Source organism: Streptomyces sp. SAT1 (assembly GCF_001654495.1).
In the GTDB taxonomy this organism is placed as follows: Bacteria; Actinomycetota; Actinomycetes; order Streptomycetales; family Streptomycetaceae; genus Streptomyces; species Streptomyces andamanensis.
The window spans coordinates 3,837,698-3,852,649 of the sequence record NZ_CP015849.1; the positions used below are offsets into that span (position 1 = coordinate 3,837,698).

13 protein-coding genes and 1 tRNA gene are annotated in these 14,952 nt (G+C 68.8%); 6 read left to right on the forward strand and 8 right to left on the reverse strand.

Annotation, left to right across the window (positions count from 1 at the left end; translation table 11 throughout):
• Positions 1–95: 95 nt before the first annotated feature.
• From A8713_RS16600 to A8713_RS16615, 4 genes are all read right to left on the reverse strand, one after another.
• Positions 96–1,688 (reverse strand): DEAD/DEAH box helicase, encoded by a 1,593-nt coding sequence (locus tag A8713_RS16600; protein ID WP_064534289.1) that lies wholly within the window; start codon positions 1,686–1,688, stop codon positions 96–98.
• A 244-nt stretch (positions 1,689–1,932) separates the two neighbouring features.
• Positions 1,933–2,136 (reverse strand): cold-shock protein, encoded by a 204-nt coding sequence (locus A8713_RS16605; protein WP_007383480.1) that lies wholly within the window; start codon positions 2,134–2,136, stop codon positions 1,933–1,935.
• Positions 2,137–2,687: 551 nt separating this feature from the next.
• On the reverse strand, positions 2,688–3,770 hold the full coding sequence (locus tag A8713_RS16610) for a hypothetical protein (RefSeq protein ID WP_064534290.1): 1,083 nt from the start codon (positions 3,768–3,770) through the stop codon (positions 2,688–2,690).
• Between the two features lie 53 nt (positions 3,771–3,823).
• Positions 3,824–4,978: an SPFH domain-containing protein gene (locus A8713_RS16615; RefSeq protein ID WP_237305392.1), complete on the reverse strand. Its 1,155-nt coding sequence runs from the start codon at positions 4,976–4,978 to the stop codon at positions 3,824–3,826.
• Between the two features lie 231 nt (positions 4,979–5,209).
• Here A8713_RS16615 and A8713_RS16620 point away from each other — a divergent pair, with 231 nt between their 5' ends.
• Genes A8713_RS16620 through A8713_RS16630 form a run of 3 tightly spaced genes read left to right on the forward strand, consistent with a single transcriptional unit; the run spans position 5,210 to position 6,208 of the window.
• The gene (locus A8713_RS16620; RefSeq protein WP_237305393.1) at positions 5,210–5,539 is read left to right on the forward strand and encodes an AAA family ATPase; all 330 of its coding nucleotides are present in this window, start codon (positions 5,210–5,212) and stop codon (positions 5,537–5,539) included.
• Positions 5,532–5,813 (forward strand): hypothetical protein, encoded by a 282-nt coding sequence (locus A8713_RS16625; RefSeq protein WP_064534292.1) that lies wholly within the window; start codon positions 5,532–5,534, stop codon positions 5,811–5,813. Before A8713_RS16620 ends, A8713_RS16625 begins: the two co-directional genes overlap by 8 nt.
• Positions 5,810–6,208: a PIN domain-containing protein gene (locus A8713_RS16630; protein WP_064534293.1), complete on the forward strand. Its 399-nt coding sequence runs from the start codon at positions 5,810–5,812 to the stop codon at positions 6,206–6,208. The genes A8713_RS16625 and A8713_RS16630 overlap by 4 nt, the downstream gene beginning before the upstream one ends.
• A gap of 202 nt (positions 6,209–6,410) precedes the next feature.
• Here A8713_RS16630 and A8713_RS16635 read toward each other — a convergent pair.
• Positions 6,411–6,484, reverse strand: a tRNA-Gly gene (locus A8713_RS16635).
• 520 nt (positions 6,485–7,004) lie between these two features.
• Here A8713_RS16635 and dcd point away from each other — a divergent pair.
• Positions 7,005–7,580: a dCTP deaminase gene (gene dcd, locus A8713_RS16640; RefSeq protein ID WP_018569038.1), complete on the forward strand. Its 576-nt coding sequence runs from the start codon at positions 7,005–7,007 to the stop codon at positions 7,578–7,580.
• An 18-nt stretch (positions 7,581–7,598) separates the two neighbouring features.
• Positions 7,599–8,108, forward strand: coding sequence for a phosphoribosyltransferase (locus tag A8713_RS16645; protein ID WP_064534294.1), 510 nt, complete (start codon positions 7,599–7,601; stop codon positions 8,106–8,108).
• Positions 8,109–9,103: 995 nt separating this feature from the next.
• On the opposite strand, the gene A8713_RS16650 is transcribed toward A8713_RS16645, so the two are convergent.
• Together A8713_RS16650 and A8713_RS16655 are read right to left on the reverse strand one after the other, a co-directional pair.
• On the reverse strand, positions 9,104–10,537 hold the full coding sequence (locus A8713_RS16650) for a recombinase family protein (protein ID WP_064534295.1): 1,434 nt from the start codon (positions 10,535–10,537) through the stop codon (positions 9,104–9,106).
• A gap of 224 nt (positions 10,538–10,761) precedes the next feature.
• Entirely contained in the window at positions 10,762–11,877 is a 1,116-nt protein-coding gene (locus A8713_RS16655) for a Yip1 family protein (RefSeq protein ID WP_079159004.1), read from the reverse strand.
• A 174-nt stretch (positions 11,878–12,051) separates the two neighbouring features.
• On the opposite strand from A8713_RS16655, the gene A8713_RS16660 reads away from it, so the two are divergent.
• Positions 12,052–12,390, forward strand: coding sequence for an antibiotic biosynthesis monooxygenase family protein (locus A8713_RS16660; protein WP_064534296.1), 339 nt, complete (start codon positions 12,052–12,054; stop codon positions 12,388–12,390).
• A 173-nt stretch (positions 12,391–12,563) separates the two neighbouring features.
• On the opposite strand, the gene A8713_RS16665 is transcribed toward A8713_RS16660, so the two are convergent.
• A complete protein-coding gene (locus A8713_RS16665) occupies positions 12,564–14,846 on the reverse strand; it encodes a (Fe-S)-binding protein (RefSeq protein WP_064534297.1) in 2,283 nt (760 codons plus the stop codon).
• Positions 14,847–14,952 lie beyond the last annotated feature (106 nt).

Sequence of the window (14,952 nt, forward strand, 5' to 3'; positions counted from 1 at the left end):
GTACTCGCGGTACTCGCGGTACTCGCGGTACTCGCGGTACTCGTTGCTCGTTCGTCTTCGTCGTGCCGGGGCGTGCCCGTGCCGCACGGCGCGGTCTACGCGATGTTCCCCCGCGCGGCCCCGCGGACCTGCCCGGAGACCCGGCCGCTCCCGCCCCGCCCGGTACCGCGGCCGCTGCCTCGCGCCCCGCCCGTACCGCGCGCTCCGCCGCGCCCCCTGCGGTGGCGCCCGGCGGACCCCTCGTCCTCGCGCCGGCTCTCGGCCGGTGCGGCGAGGATGACGGGGACGCCGGAGGGGGTCCGGGCGCCGGTGATGCGCTGCAACTCGTCCTCGCCCGGACGGATCCGGGCGGAACGCGGCGCGATACCGGCGTCTGCCATCAGCCGGTCCATCGCGCGCCGCTGGTGCGGGAGGACCAGGGTGACGACGGTGCCGGACTCACCGGCGCGTGCCGTACGTCCGCCGCGGTGCAGGTAGTCCTTGTGGTCGCCGGGCGGGTCGACGTTGACGACGAGGTCGAGGCCCTCGACGTGGATCCCGCGGGCGGCGACGTTGGTGGCGACCAGCGCGGTGACCTGGCCGCCCTTGAACTGGGCGAGCGTCCGGTTGCGCTGCGGCTGGGACTTGCCGCCGTGCAGGGCCGCGGCGCGCACGCCGACGGACAGCAGGTGCTTGGCGAGCCGGTCGGCCGCGTGCTTGGTGTCCAGGAACATGATCACCTGACCCTCGCGGGCGGCGATCTCGGTCGCGGCGGTGTGCTTGTCGGCGTCGTGCACGTGGAGCAGATGGTGCTCCATCGTGGTGACCGCTCCGGCGGACGGGTCGACCGAGTGGACGACGGGGTCGTTCAGGTAGCGGCGGACCAGCAGGTCGATGTTGCGGTCCAGGGTGGCCGAGAACAGCATCCGCTGGCCGCGCGAGGGGACCTGGTCGAGCAGGGCGGTGACCTGCGGCATGAAGCCCATGTCGGCCATCTGGTCGGCCTCGTCCAGCACGGTGACCGCGACCTGGTCCAGCCGGCAGGCGTCCCGTTCGATCAGGTCCTTGAGCCGGCCGGGCGTCGCGACGACGACCTCGGCGCCGCCGCGCAGCACATGCGCCTGGCGGCCGATCGAGACGCCGCCCACCACGGTCGCGAGCCGCAGGCGCAGCGCACGGGCGTACGGGGCGAGCGCGTCGGTGACCTGCTGGGCCAGTTCCCGGGTCGGTACGAGGACCAGCGCGAGCGGCTGGCGGGGCTGGGCCCGCTGCCCGTCCAGCCGGGCCAGCACCGGCAGCCCGAAGGCGAGCGTCTTGCCCGAGCCCGTACGGCCCCGGCCCAGGACGTCCCGGCCGGCCAGCGTGTTCGGCAGCGTGGCCGCCTGGATCGGGAAGGGCACGCTCACGCCCTCGGCGACGAGCGCGGCCGACAGCCCTGCGGGCAGGTCGAGTTCGGCGAACGTCTCGACGGCGGGCAGCGGTTCGGTGAGGGTGACCGGGAGGGCGAACTCCTGGCGGCGCGGGGCGCTGCGGGCACTCTGCCGGGCCGGTCGCCCGGTGCCCGCGCGGGGAGCCTGGCGGCCCGATCCCTGACCGCGGAAGCGACTGCCGGAAGAAGAGCCGGACGAGCCGGACGAGCCGAATGAGCCGGACGAACCGGAAGAGCGAGAAGCACCGGACGTGCCACCGGTGCGGCGGGTGCGGTTCATGGAGGAACCTTCCTCGATGCGGCGTATCGAGGAATTCCGTCCAGCGGCGTCGGCCGCACGAGGATTCGCAAGAATGAGCCGAAGAAAAAGAAGAGCCGGGCCTCGTGGCGCTGAAGGCCGGGACGGCCGGCGGTCCGGGGCGATCCGGACGGGAAAAATCAACGAGCTGGGACCCGCACCCCAAGAGCGCGGGCCCCAGCCACGTGATGCGCGGGCCCTGGGCCCGCGACGATGCGCGTCAGCGTCAGGCGGGAACGATGTTCTCGGCCTGCGGACCCTTCTGGCCCTGCGTGACGTCGAAGGTAACCTTCTGGCCTTCCTGAAGCTCGCGGAAGCCGGAGGTGGCGATGTTCGAGTAGTGGGCGAACACGTCAGCGCCGCCACCGTCCTGCTCGATGAAGCCGAAGCCCTTTTCCGCGTTGAACCACTTCACGGTGCCAGATGCCATATTGAATCTCCCTTGAGGGGCAGTGCCGGACTCCGCACTTTACGAAGGCCGAGTCGCCGCGATGATCACCCCTCCGGAAAGATCCCGGAAAGCTCTGCAAAGAATGAATCTCTGGCAACCAAAACTGCAACTGCTATCACGCTAACACACGTCCGTTGGCGGCGCCCATGCCTTTTCCGTGGTGTCCGCGAATTCCTGCCATGCCCCGGCGGGTAATCCTGTGCTCGACGCGGCCGGTAATCCTGTGCCGACGGCAGCAGGTTTCCGCGCCGCACGCACCCAGTTTTCCGGCGCACGGGGAGGCTCGCGCGCACGGGCCTCCCCGTCCTGCGGCAACGCCACCTCCGCCCCGCGGCACCGCTGCCCCCGGTCCACGGCCCCGAAGCCGCCGCCCCCGCGCGGAACATAGATCTGTCGACCCCGAAAACCTGCCGCAGCAACAACAGATTTCCGACCCCGGCAGGACGCCCGCACGGTCGAGGGGAGAGGCCACCCCGCCCCTGCCCTGCCTGCGTCTCCCCGGCCCTCAGTTGGCTCTTGGTCCTTGGCCCTCAGGTGCGCTGCATCACCACGAGCAGCACCACCAGCGCGATCAGCAGCGCACCGGCCACCGACGCCAGGGCGATCTTCGCCGCGCTGTACGGCCGTTCGCCGATGACCTCGCCGGTACGGGCGTTGACCATCACCGGCCACGCCCTGCCCGCGTGGAGATAGGTCAGGAACCAGACGGGCAGCAGCACCAGCTTGTAGGTGAGACCGCTGTAGGAGGTGGACATCGAGTGCACCCGCTGCTCGTCGCCGCCGATGTCCCGCCGGCAGTCCGCGCGGATCACCGGCTCCATCCGCGCCTTCGCCGACTCCAGGCCCGCCTCCGGCTCGACGTCGTAGCGGACGGTGCGGAAGCCCGCCAGGTACTCCTCCTGGTACGGGACCGTCTCCGCCAGCGGCCAGGGCGTCAGCCTGTCCAGTTCCGCCATCGGGACCTGGCCGCTGCCGGGCACCAGCACATCGTCGAAGAACCGCTCGACCGTCCCGGAGGTGTGGTGCCAGCGGGTGTGCCGCACCTTCCGGGTCTGACCCTCGGAGTCCTGCTCCTCCACCCAGTAGTACTCGCCGCGCTCGCCGCTGTAGTGGGTCGTCGTCTGCGCGTCGTACGTCCAGTGCGGGAGGTAGCTGCCCCGGAAACTCTCCGCCTCGGTGACCTTCTTCAGCTCGCCGGGCGCGAACCAGCGGGACCTGGTCCACTTCGCCAGCGCCTCACGGGCCTGCTCGCGGCCCACCCCGAAGGGCAGCACCGCCTCGGGCACCACGCGCTCGGTGCCGGAGGCGTCCGCGACCAGCGGGGTCGCGCAGAACTGGCACTTGTCGCTGAGCGTGTCGCTCTCGGTCACCGCGTGGCAGCCGGGGCAGGTGTACACCTTCACCCGGTCCGGCGCGACCGCCCGGAGGGGCAGCGCGGCCAGCTCCTCGAACGGGTGCTCGGTCACCTGCCGCGGCACCGGCGTGATGCCCTGCTCGTGCCGGCAGTACGGGCAGCGCAGCGCGTACGTCCCGGGCGCGTACTCGCTGACCCCGCCGCACGCCTCGCAGTGGAACGCCCGGTCGGGCGCCGGGACGACGTCCTGATCCGTCAACTCACTTCTCCTTGTGACCTGTTGCCGGAGAATTCCGGCAGGCGTGACGGATCTCAGCCCTGCGGGGGCAGCGGGGGCAGCGGCGGCGGGACGTCGGCGAGCAGCGGCGCCAGTTCCGGGATCTGGTCCGCGGGCTGCCAGGCGGCCTGCCCGTTGCGCCAGACCAGTGTGGTCCGGTTCAGGTTCCCGGCCGCGACCTGCCCGGCCAGCGCGCTCTCGTCGTACGGGCCCCGCTGCTGCCCGCCGACCGCGAGGAACCAGCGCGGCGCGGTGGGCAGCGGCGGCGGGACGCCGGGCCCGGCGGGCTGCGCCGGGGGCGGGGCCGGGGCCACCGGTGCGGCGGGGGCCTGCGCAGCCGCCGTACCGGCCGCGGTGCTCTGCACGATCCGCTGCCCGAGCGCCATGCCGACGCCCAGTCCGAGCGCCTCGCCGCCGGTGCCGGGGTTGGCCGCGGCGATCGGGATCGCGTCGGCCGCCTGGAGCTTGGCGTAGTCGTCGAGGTTGCCCGTGATCGTCATCCGGGAGCGGGTGTCGATCGCCGCCTCGATCTCCGGCGGGACGCTGATGTTCTCGATGTAGAACCGGGGGATGGCGATGCCGGTGGAGGACAGCTCCAGGGTCAGCGCCTCGGCCAGCTGCCGCCCGATGCCGTCCTGCCGCGCGGCCAGGTCCAGCAGCGGTACGCCGGACGAGCCCAGCGCGGAGCCCAGCTTGGAGACGATCAGCTGCCGCAGGTGCTCGCCGACCTCCTCGGTGCGGAACTGCGGGTCGGTGCCCACCAGTTCGCGCAGCAGCGCGGCCGCGTCCACCACCTTGGCCGCGAAGGTGCCGAAGGCACGGACCCGGACCATGCCGAAGTCGGCGTCCCGCAGGATCACCGGGTTCTGGGTGCCCCACTTGAAGTCGGTGAACTGCCGGGTGGTGACGAAGTAGACCTCGGCCTTGAACGGTGACTCGAAGCCGTGCTTCCAGCCCTTCAGCGTGGACAGCACCGGCATGTTCTGCGTCGTGAGGGTGTACGTGCCCGGCTGGTACACATCGGCCAGCCGCCCCTCGTTCACGAACACGGCCACCTGCGACTCGCGCACCACGAGCCGCGCGCCCATCTTGATCTCGTTCTCGTACCGCGGAAACCGCCACACGATCGTGTCCCGGCCGTCGTCGGTCCACTCGATGATGTCGATGAACTCACCGCGGATACGGTCCATCAGCCCCACGACAACCCCCCACTCCCCGCGCCCCCCCACGACCACCGCCCTCCCCGGCCGGTCCCGGGGCGATGACTGCACGGCGACTGCACGGCGATCAGAGACCAGCCGACAGTATGCCCACCCCCCGAACACAGCAAAAAGGCCCAGGTCTCTGACCTGGCCCTCGACGGACCGGCCGCCCACACCGACCCATGCCCGCTGACAGCACCACGCGGAAGGGATCTGTAAGTGCCTCTCGCCGTTCTCCTCGCCGGCCCGACCGGCTCCGCCAAGACCACCGTCGCCCAGGCCCTGGCGGCACGTGGCTTCACGCGGTTGTCCGTGGACGAGGAGGTGCACCGCCTCCACGGCAGGTACGGCGTGGACTACCCCGAGCGCACCTACTTCGAGCGGGAGCGCCCCGTCGTCGAGGCGATCCGGCAGAGGCTGATCAAGGAGGTCCAGGCCGCCCTCTTGTCGTCCACCTCCCCGCCGACCGCGACGAACTGCTGCGTCGCCTCGTGGTGCACTTGGCCGTCCGCTATGCCATTTCCAATGGCATACTGGGAGCGTGACTGATGACGATGTGGACTTCCCGCCCGGCGACGGCCCCGCCAGCGGTATCTCCGTCACCCTGACCGCTGGAACCCTGCACGCAATCCGTGAGCGGGTCGGAAAGCGGGGCGTCTCGGCCTACCTGGAGAAGGCAGCCCAGCGGCAGATCGAGCGGGACAGCCTGGGCGAGCTGATCGCGGACTTCGACAAGGTGCACGGCCCGGCCGATCCCGAGGCCGTGGCGGCCAAGCGCGCCCGGCTGACCGGGGGCGATTCACAGGCTGGGACGGCTGCATGAGCGGTGTCCTGGTCCTGGACAGCGAGGGCCTGGCGAAGGCCGTGCAACGCGATCGGGAAATCCACGAGTGGCTTACGGCGGCTCGCGACGCGGACTTGCCCGTGATCACCTCGGCGGCCGTGTTGGTCGAGGTGATCCATCCGAAGATCAACGACGCCGCACTGAAGTGGACCCTGTCCCGCTTGGGCGTCGAGCCCGTAACCCAAGCCGTCGCGCAATCCGCTGCCGCCTTGCTGCGGGCAGCGGGGCTGCACGGCCACAAGTACGCCATCGACGCCATGCTGTGCGCGACCGCCCTCCAGCATCCCGGCCGGGTGACGATCCTGACTTCCGATGTGGAAGACATCGGCCTGCTCACCGCCGAGCATCCGCGCCTGAGTGCCGAGAAGGTCTGAGCCGCGACACCGCGACGCCCTTGGTAAGCCGCGCAAGCAGTTCCTGCGCTCGACCGCCGAGGACCTCGGGTCGGCCCCGATCCTGCCCCCGATCATGTAATTGAGTGGTGCGCTTGGGCGTAGGTGTGCGCTCATGGTGCGCCACCCGCCCACCGGTCCAGACAGCAAAGAACCCCCGGGTCACTGACCTGGGGGTTTCTCGTGGAGCGGGTGACGAGAATCGAACTCGCGCTCTCAGCTTGGGAAGCTGATGTTCTACCATTAAACTACACCCGCGTAAGACGCCGACGGAGTCGGTGTCCGGTGCTCGCTCACTCTACCCCATCGCTGACCCCCGGCGCCGTCGTGCCGGGGGTCGGTGGTGTTTCGGGTGGGGGCAGGAGGGCACCGGTGGGGCGGAGTTGGGCGTACGGTGGAGGTGCGGGGGAGGGTGCCGGCGGGGCCGGAGTGCCGCCTGGTGGGTCGTCTCCTGCATCCCGTAATGTGGCTTTTGTCGTCAGGTGGCAGAAGGCCAGACGGGGTTCTGGGGAAGGGACTTGAGGGCTTGATGGAGCGCACCGTCGTCCGTTGTGCCGAGGGGCACGTGTTCAGCACCGCTTCGTTCCCGATGCAGCAGGCCGAGCGGCTCGGCCCCGGGCGGCTCGTGCGGTGCCCCCGGTGTGCCCGGCTCCGCAGTGCGGTGCCGGTGCCCGTGCTGCTCGGGAAGCAGTAGAGGGAAAGCAGGAGCGAGCGGCTGAGCCGGGGCGTGGGTCCGTCCGATTGCGGGGGGTCCGCGCCCCTTGCGTATCCTCGGGGAGTGCTTCTCTCAGACAAGGACATCCGGGCCGAGATCGACGCGGGCCGGGTGCGGATCGATCCCTACGACGAATCCATGGTGCAGCCGTCGAGCATCGACGTGCGGCTCGACCGCTACTTCCGGGTGTTCGAGAATCACCGCTACCCCCACATCGACCCCTCGGTCGAGCAGCCGGACCTCACCCGGCTCGTGGAACCGGACGGCGACGAGCCGTTCATCCTGCACCCCGGTGAGTTCGTCCTCGCCAGCACGTACGAGGTCATCGGTCTGCCCGACGACCTCGCCTCCCGGCTGGAGGGGAAGAGCTCGCTCGGGCGGCTCGGGCTGGTGACGCACTCCACCGCCGGGTTCATCGACCCCGGCTTCTCCGGGCACGTGACGCTGGAGCTGTCGAACCTCGCCACCCTGCCGATCAAGCTGTGGCCGGGGATGAAGATCGGGCAGCTGTGCATGTTCCGGCTGACCTCGCCCGCCGAGGCTCCGTACGGCAGTGAGCGCTACGGGTCCCGCTACCAGGGGCAGCGCGGTCCGACCGCCTCGCGCTCCTATCTCAACTTCCACCGGACCCAGGTCTGAGCCGAGGGGCACCACCACATGAGCGACGTACGAGAGAACCTCACCTACGAGCGGTTCGGCACCGCTGTCCGCGAACTCGCGCAGACCATCGCCGACGACGGGTTCCGGCCGGACATAGTGCTGAGCATCGCCCGCGGCGGGGTCTTCGTCGCCGGTGGGCTCGCCTACGCCCTGGACTGCAAGAACATCCACCTGGTGAACGTCGAGTTCTACACCGGGGTCGGCACCACGCTCGAGATGCCCGTGATGCTCGCGCCCGTGCCCAACGTGATCGACTTCTCCGACAAGAAGATCCTGATCACCGACGACGTCGCCGACACCGGCAAGACGCTCAAGCTGGTCCGCGACTTCTGCCTCGACACCGTCGCCGAGGTGCGCAGCGCCGTCGTCTACGAGAAGTCCCACTCGCTCGTGAAGTGCGAGTACGTCTGGAAGCGCACCGACGACTGGATCAACTTCCCGTGGAGCGTCTTGCCTCCAGTACATAGGTCGGGCGAAGACCCCAAGGTGAACAAGGAAGCGCTCTAGCGTTTCAACGACTAGTGGCTGGGGCGAGTCCGTAGGGGGAGATGTGGGGCTCACACTTGTCAGAGGTGAGCGGTCCCGGGTTCGTATTGAGACGTTGGGACCGGTCAGGCTTAACCTTGACGACCTCCAAGACCTGAGAACCCTGATCGCTGATAAGACAGGGGAGCCGTTCAGGTGTCAGTTGGTCGATACGACGCCGATGAGGTGTTTGATCTGACGGATGCCAGCGATGCTGGTCTAACCGAAGTCCGTCTCTCAGCAAGCTCAAATTCACTTAACGTGCATCTCACTCCGGACGGTGCCGCCGTACTGTGCGAGTCTCGCAGGCAGGATTTGCTAGACCTTGCTGGCGACATCAAACACTTCGTAAACGGGCGCCCTCTTGCTTGGCGGATCGTGTTTCCAGCAGAAGCTGTAATCGCTCTACTGGCACTGTGGGGGGTGGTCGCTTGGGTTACGCTGTGGTTCGCTATTGCAGACGATAAACCGTTCGGGTATGGGATCCTCGCGACTTCCACCGTCATATGGGGCGTGAGTTGACGTGGTGGCTGAATGCAATACTTCCGGATTGTTTCCTAGATGGATCGGGCCGGTCCGGAATCAGTGGAGAGGCGCTGGATCGCAAGACTCTCGCGGATTACGCACATGCCCACGCGGACCATAGAATAAGAACGCATGTCACGGAATGGGATCGCATTGATGCCATTCTTGCCTTGAAGCGTGCCATGCAGCTACGCGCGTCGGCGCAGCGCGGGCGGAGCGGGCCGAAGGCAGGAGCGGCGCCCGCAGCGGAGCCGGGAAGCGCGCCCGGCGGAGCGGAGCGCAGCCGGGGCTTGATGAGTAAGGACGTCAAGCGGCCACAGTCCCGGAAGGACACGGGGAAGTCCGAGGTCATGAGTACAGATGAGTGGATCCAAATGCATCTGTGTCGAGCCCCTGAGCGTGACGAAGAGTGGGTACGCCGGGCGCTCGTGTTGCAGGGGCGGCTCTGATCGTCAGCGCCAGACTGGTTCGATCAGGCTGGGGTCGAACTTGCGTCGCCCTCGGCCGGCCGGATGGATGATCACAGCGGAGAGGCTGTGCAACACGATCTCTTGTTGGCGTTCGACGGGCAGAGCCAAGAACTCATCGACGGTCACGTTTGTCGTGTCGTTCTTGGCCTCTGCCTGCTTCTGCTCCTTGTAGAAGCGGGCTCGCTCCAACTTCAGCTCGTCGCGCTCTCGCTCCTTGGGGGGCAAGAGTTGCAAGAGCGTGGTCACGGTGATCTGCTTCGACCTCTCGGCCGCGACGAGCTGGGCAATGTCTTCATTGATCTGCTGCAACTCCGCCTCCCTCGACCATCGTTGGTCGACAGGTACGGCAGTTACTGCGGCTCGCGCGCGTTGTTCCTCAAGAACAAGTTGAGCTATCAGCCTGTCGACCGGATCACCCACGCGTCCGACCTTGCCGCAACCGCCGTTCACCACGGAGCACTGATAGGTGAAGCGTGCAGCCTTTGAGCCCGGTTGCCACTTTTGGTTGATCTGGCCTCGGATCTTGGTCTTGCACAGTCCGCAACGGGCGATCCCTGAGAGCAGGTACTTCCGGGCGAGCGTCTTGCCAGGGTGCTTCCTCTTGCGCTCGGCGACCGCCGCGCACACCGCCTCCCACTCCTCAAGGGCGTTGATCGGCTCCCACTCGCCCATGACGGGCCGACCGTCTTCTCCGTGCAGGATCTCGCCGTGGTAGGTCCGGTATCCGACCAATCGCGGGTTCGTCAGGATGTGTTCGACGTGGTGGTGGGCCATGCGCTTCGTGCCTGCCCGCGGGTTGCCCAAGCCTTGTTCCTGCCACCTGGTCCGGATGGTTCCGATGCGGACGCCGGCCAGGATCTCCCGCTGTGCCTCGCGGATGGCCTTGGCCGCGTCCGGGTCGACCTTGGTCCGGTCGTCCTTCCGCCATCCATACGGTGCCGGTCCGCCGCTGTCCTTGCCCTGCTGGGCCAGCTCCAGGTGCTTGCGCTGGATGCGGCGTGAGGCGTCGTGCGACGACTTGTTGGCGAACGCGACCATGATGCGCGCCATTGTGCGGCCGTCCGGCGTTCCGATGTTGATGTCGTTCGTGACAGTGGCGAACTCCAGGCGCGGGCGCTCGTCGTAGATCTCGATGAGCCGTTCCAGGTCGCGCGGCTGTCTTGCGAGCCGGTCAAGGTCGTACGCCACGATGCCGTCGATCAGGCCGGCACGGAGGTCCGTCAGCATCAATTCGAACTCTTCGCGCACGACGTGGCGCTTGAACGCGGACACGTCGTTGTCCTCGTAGACCTTCACGGCCTGCCAGGATCGGAGGTCCGCCAGACACTCGCAGTCCTGTTGCTGTCGTGCGACGCCGAGCGCTTCGCCTTCGTCGTCCCGCGAGACGCGGGTGTAGATCCCCACCCTGCTTGCCACGTCCGGGCCTCCCCTGCCTCCAGAGCAGGCGTCAGACTACTACCGTCATGGAGTCAAGTCAGCCCGGAGCGTCGAGCCGCCCGTCGTGCGCCGGGCCGGACAGGTCCTCGACGCCTGAGAGGCAGAAGAGGGCAAGAGGGCAGAAGAGAGCAGAAGAGGGGGTGGTGTCCGGCGCGGTCGCCGGGTGCCACCCCCTCTTATGTCCGCGGTCTCACGTCTGCGGCCTAGAACGTCCCCAGCTTCACGATCGACAGCAGTGCGATCAGCTGGATCGCCGACGCGCCCAGGGCCTTCGGCCAGGGCAGGTCGTGGGAGCGGCTGACCATCAGGGTCAGCAGGGCGCCGCCCGCGACCCAGGTGGCCCAGCCCAGGAGCTGGACGAAACCGGCGTCGCCGCCGAGGAACATGGCGAAGACCAGGCGCGGCGCGTCCGTGAGGGACATGATCAGCATGGACAGGCCGACCGTGGGCTGCCAGGCGCCGTCGCCGCCGAGCTGGCGGGCCAGGGTGTGGGTGACCACGCCCAGGACGAACGCGCTGACCATCATGGCCACGGCCGTGATCAGGACGATCGGGACCGCGTTGGAGAGGGTGGCGTTGATGGCGTCCGCGCGGGCTCCGTCGAAGCCGAAGACGGCCAGCAGGCCGTAGAGGAACGTCACGACGAGGGCAGGGCCCCACATCGTGTAGTCGCGCATCTGGAGGAACGTCCGGTTCGGCGCGACGACGATCCCGCGCAGCAGGTCCTTCCAGTGCAGACGCGGTCCGATCGGGCCGGCCGGGGCCGAGCCCGCCCGGTACATCTCGCCCTGCGAGTACGGGTCCTCGCCGATCGCGAACGCCTGGGTGCTGCCCGGGTTGTCGGCCGCGTACGGATCGGGTCCCGAGCCCGCGGGACCCGCGCCGTCACCGAAGTACTCCGGCTCGCCGTGACCGCCGTGGCCCCCTTGACCTCCGTACCCGCCATGACCGGCGTGGCCGCCCTGTCTTCCCTGTCCGCCGTGTCCGCCGTGACCGGCGGGGCCTCCGGGGGCGCCGTAGCCGCCGCCGTTCGCCGCGGGCCAGCCACCGCCCGCGCCGGGGCCGGCGTGCGGGGGACGGCCGTACTGCGGTTGCTGCTGCGGGTACGGCTGTGGCGCCGACGGGTAGCCGTGCGACGGCGCCCGGGGCGGCGTCTGCTGTCCGTACGGGGGTTGTTGAGGGCGCGCTTGCGGGGCCCGGTCGTCCCGGCCGCCGCGTCCGATCCTGAATCCAGCCACGTCGTCGAACGTACCCGCTCCCGGCGAACGGCGTGCGGGGGCCGGGGTGTACGGGCCGGGTTTGCGGCCGAGCTGTGACATCCCCTAGGGGAGGCACCGGACGCCTCTCAGGGGGCCGTCGGGGGCGCACGGAGAGACCCGCGCGGACCCCGCGCCCCCGGCGCGCGGGCGCTGCGCGGGATGCCGTGGACCGCTTCCGGCCGCCTTCCGTGGGGCGCGGGCGGTCCGGGGGTGCGGGAGGGGCAGGATGGAGGTATGAGCGTAGTCAAGATCAACGTACTGACCGTGCCCGCCGAGCAGCGGGAGACGCTGGAGAAGCGGTTCGCCTCGCGGGCGCACGCCGTGGAGAACTCCGACGGGTTCGAGTGGTTCGAGCTGCTGCGGCCCGTCGAGGGGACCGACACCTACCTCGTCTACACCCGGTGGCGGGACGAGGAGTCGTTCAAGGCCTGGATGGAGGGGCCGATGAAGGCCGCGCACCAGGGCGGCGGGGAAGGCGGCGGCGCGGGCGGCGAGCGGCCGCGCCCGGCGGCCTCCGGGTCGACCCTGTGGTCCTTCGAGGTGGTGCAGCAGGCGGCCCCCAGGACCGCCTGAGTCCGGAAGTCCGGAAGTCCGGAGACCGGAAGACCGGAGACCGGCCGGGAATCACTCGACGGACCCCACGACGAAACAGACGACGAAACAGACGACGAAACACACGGCGGCGCCCCCCTGCCTGTGCGGGTCAGGGGGGCGCCGCCGTGTCTGTCCTCTTCGGTGGCGAGCCGTCACTTCACCGGTTCGGGCTCCGGCGCGTTCTCGCTCTCCGCCTCGCCGGCCGGGTCCACCGGCGTCCTGACGGAGTCCAGCAGCAACTGGGCGACGTCGACGACCTGGATGGACTCCTTGGCCTTGCCGTCGTTCTTCTTGCCGTTGACCGAGTCGGTCAGCATGACCAGGCAGAACGGGCAGGCGGTGGAGACGATGTCCGGGTTGAGGGAGAGGGCCTCGTCGACGCGCTCGTTGTTGATGCGCTTGCCGATGCGCTCCTCCATCCACATCCGCGCGCCGCCGGCGCCGCAGCAGAAGCCGCGCTCCTTGTGGCGGTGCATCTCCTCGTTGCGCAGGCCCGGGACGTTGGCGATGATCTCGCGCGGCGGGGTGTAGATCTTGTTGTGGCGGCCCAGGTAGCACGGGTCGTGGTAGGTGATGATGCCCTCGACCGGGGTCACCGGGACCAGCTTGCCCTCGTCGACGAGGTGCTGGAGCAGCTGGGTGTGGTGGATGACCTCGTAGTCGCCGCCGAGCTGCGGGTACTCGTTGCCGAGGGTGTTGAGGCAGTGCGGGCAGGTGGCGACGATCTTCTTGGCCGACTTCGGCTTGCGGGACTCGTCGGTGACCTTGCCGTCGTCGTCCATCTCCTCGCCGAACGCGGCGTTGAGGGACATGACGTTCTCCATGCCCAGTTCCTGGAACAGCGGTTCGTTGCCCAGGCGGCGGGCCGAGTCACCGGTGCACTTCTCGTCGCCGCCCATGATCGCGAACTTGACGCCCGCGATGTGCAGCAGCTCGGCGAAGGCCTTCGTGGTCTTCTTCGCCCGGTCCTCCAGCGCGCCCGCGCAGCCGACCCAGTACAGGTACTCGACCTCGGACAGGTCCTCGATGTCCTTGCCGACGACCGGGACCTCGAAGTCGACCTCCTTGAGCCACTCCAGGCGCTGCTTCTTGGCCAGGCCCCAGGGGTTGCCCTTCTTCTCCAGGTTCTTGAGCATCGTGCCCGCCTCGGACGGGAACGCGGACTCGATCATCACCTGGTAGCGGCGCATGTCGACGATGTGGTCGACGTGCTCGATGTCGACCGGGCACTGCTCGACGCAGGCGCCGCAGGTGGTGCACGACCACAGGACGTCCGGGTCGATGACGCCGTTCGCCTCGGCGGTGCCGATCAGCGGCCGCTCCGCCTCGGCGAGCGCGGCGGCCGGGACGTCCTTCAGGGCCTCCTCGGACGCCTTCTCCTCGCCCTCCGCGTTCTTGCCGCCACCGGCCAGCAGGTAAGGGGCCTTGGCGTGCGCGTGGTCGCGCAGGGACATGATCAGCAGCTTGGGGGAGAGCGGCTTGCCGGTGTTCCAGGCCGGGCACTGGGACTGGCAGCGACCGCACTCGGTGCAGGTGGAGAAGTCCAGCAGGCCCTTCCAGGAGAAGTGCTCGACCTGGGAGACGCCGAACACGTCGTCCTCACCGGGGTCGGTGAAGTCGATCTCCTTGCCGCCCGAGGTCATCGGCTGGAGCGCGCCCAGGGCCGTACCGCCGTCGGCCTCGCGCTTGAACCAGATGTTCGGGAAGGCCAGGAACCGGTGCCAGGCCACGCCCATGTCCGTCTTCAGCGCGACGGTGATCATCCAGATGAACGACGTGGCGATCTTCAGGCCGGCGAAGAAGTACGTGAGGTTCTGGAGGGTGGAGACGTCCATGCCGCGCAGCCAGGACACCACCGGGTAGGAGATGAAGAACGACGCCTCGTAGCCGCTCACGTGGTGCTGGGCACCCTCCAGGGCGTGCAGCATGAAGATGCAGACGCCGACGATGAGGATGACGGCCTCGACGAAGTACGCCTGGCCGAAGTTGGAGCCGGCGAAGCGGGACTTGCGGCCCGGCTTGTCCGGCCGGCTCAGCTGGCGGATCCCGATGAGGACCAGGATGCCGAGCACGGTCATGGTGCCGATGAACTCGACGAAGACGTTGTACGGCGCCCAGTCGCCGATGACCGGCAGGATCCAGTCGGCCTTGAACAGCTGCCCGATGGCGTTGACGATCGTCAGCAGCAGGGAGAAGAAGCCCACCGCCACGAACCAGTGCGCCACGCCGACGATGCCCCAGCGGTTCATCCGGGTGTGGCCCAGGAACTCCTTGACCACGGTGACGGTGCGCTGTGCGGGGTCGTCGGTCCGGGTCCCGGCGGGTACGGACTGCCCGAGCCGCAGGTAATGGAAGATCTGGAGGACGGCGCGGCCGAACAGTGCCACGCCGACCACGATCAGGACCAGCGACACGATGATCGCGGCGAGTTGCATTGGGGCTCCTGTGAGGCGGCCTCGACATTACTAAGCGGTAACTTATGCAGTCCGTCTGAGACTACCCCCATCCTCCGTCGCAATGTAGCCGGGCGCGGGGTGATCT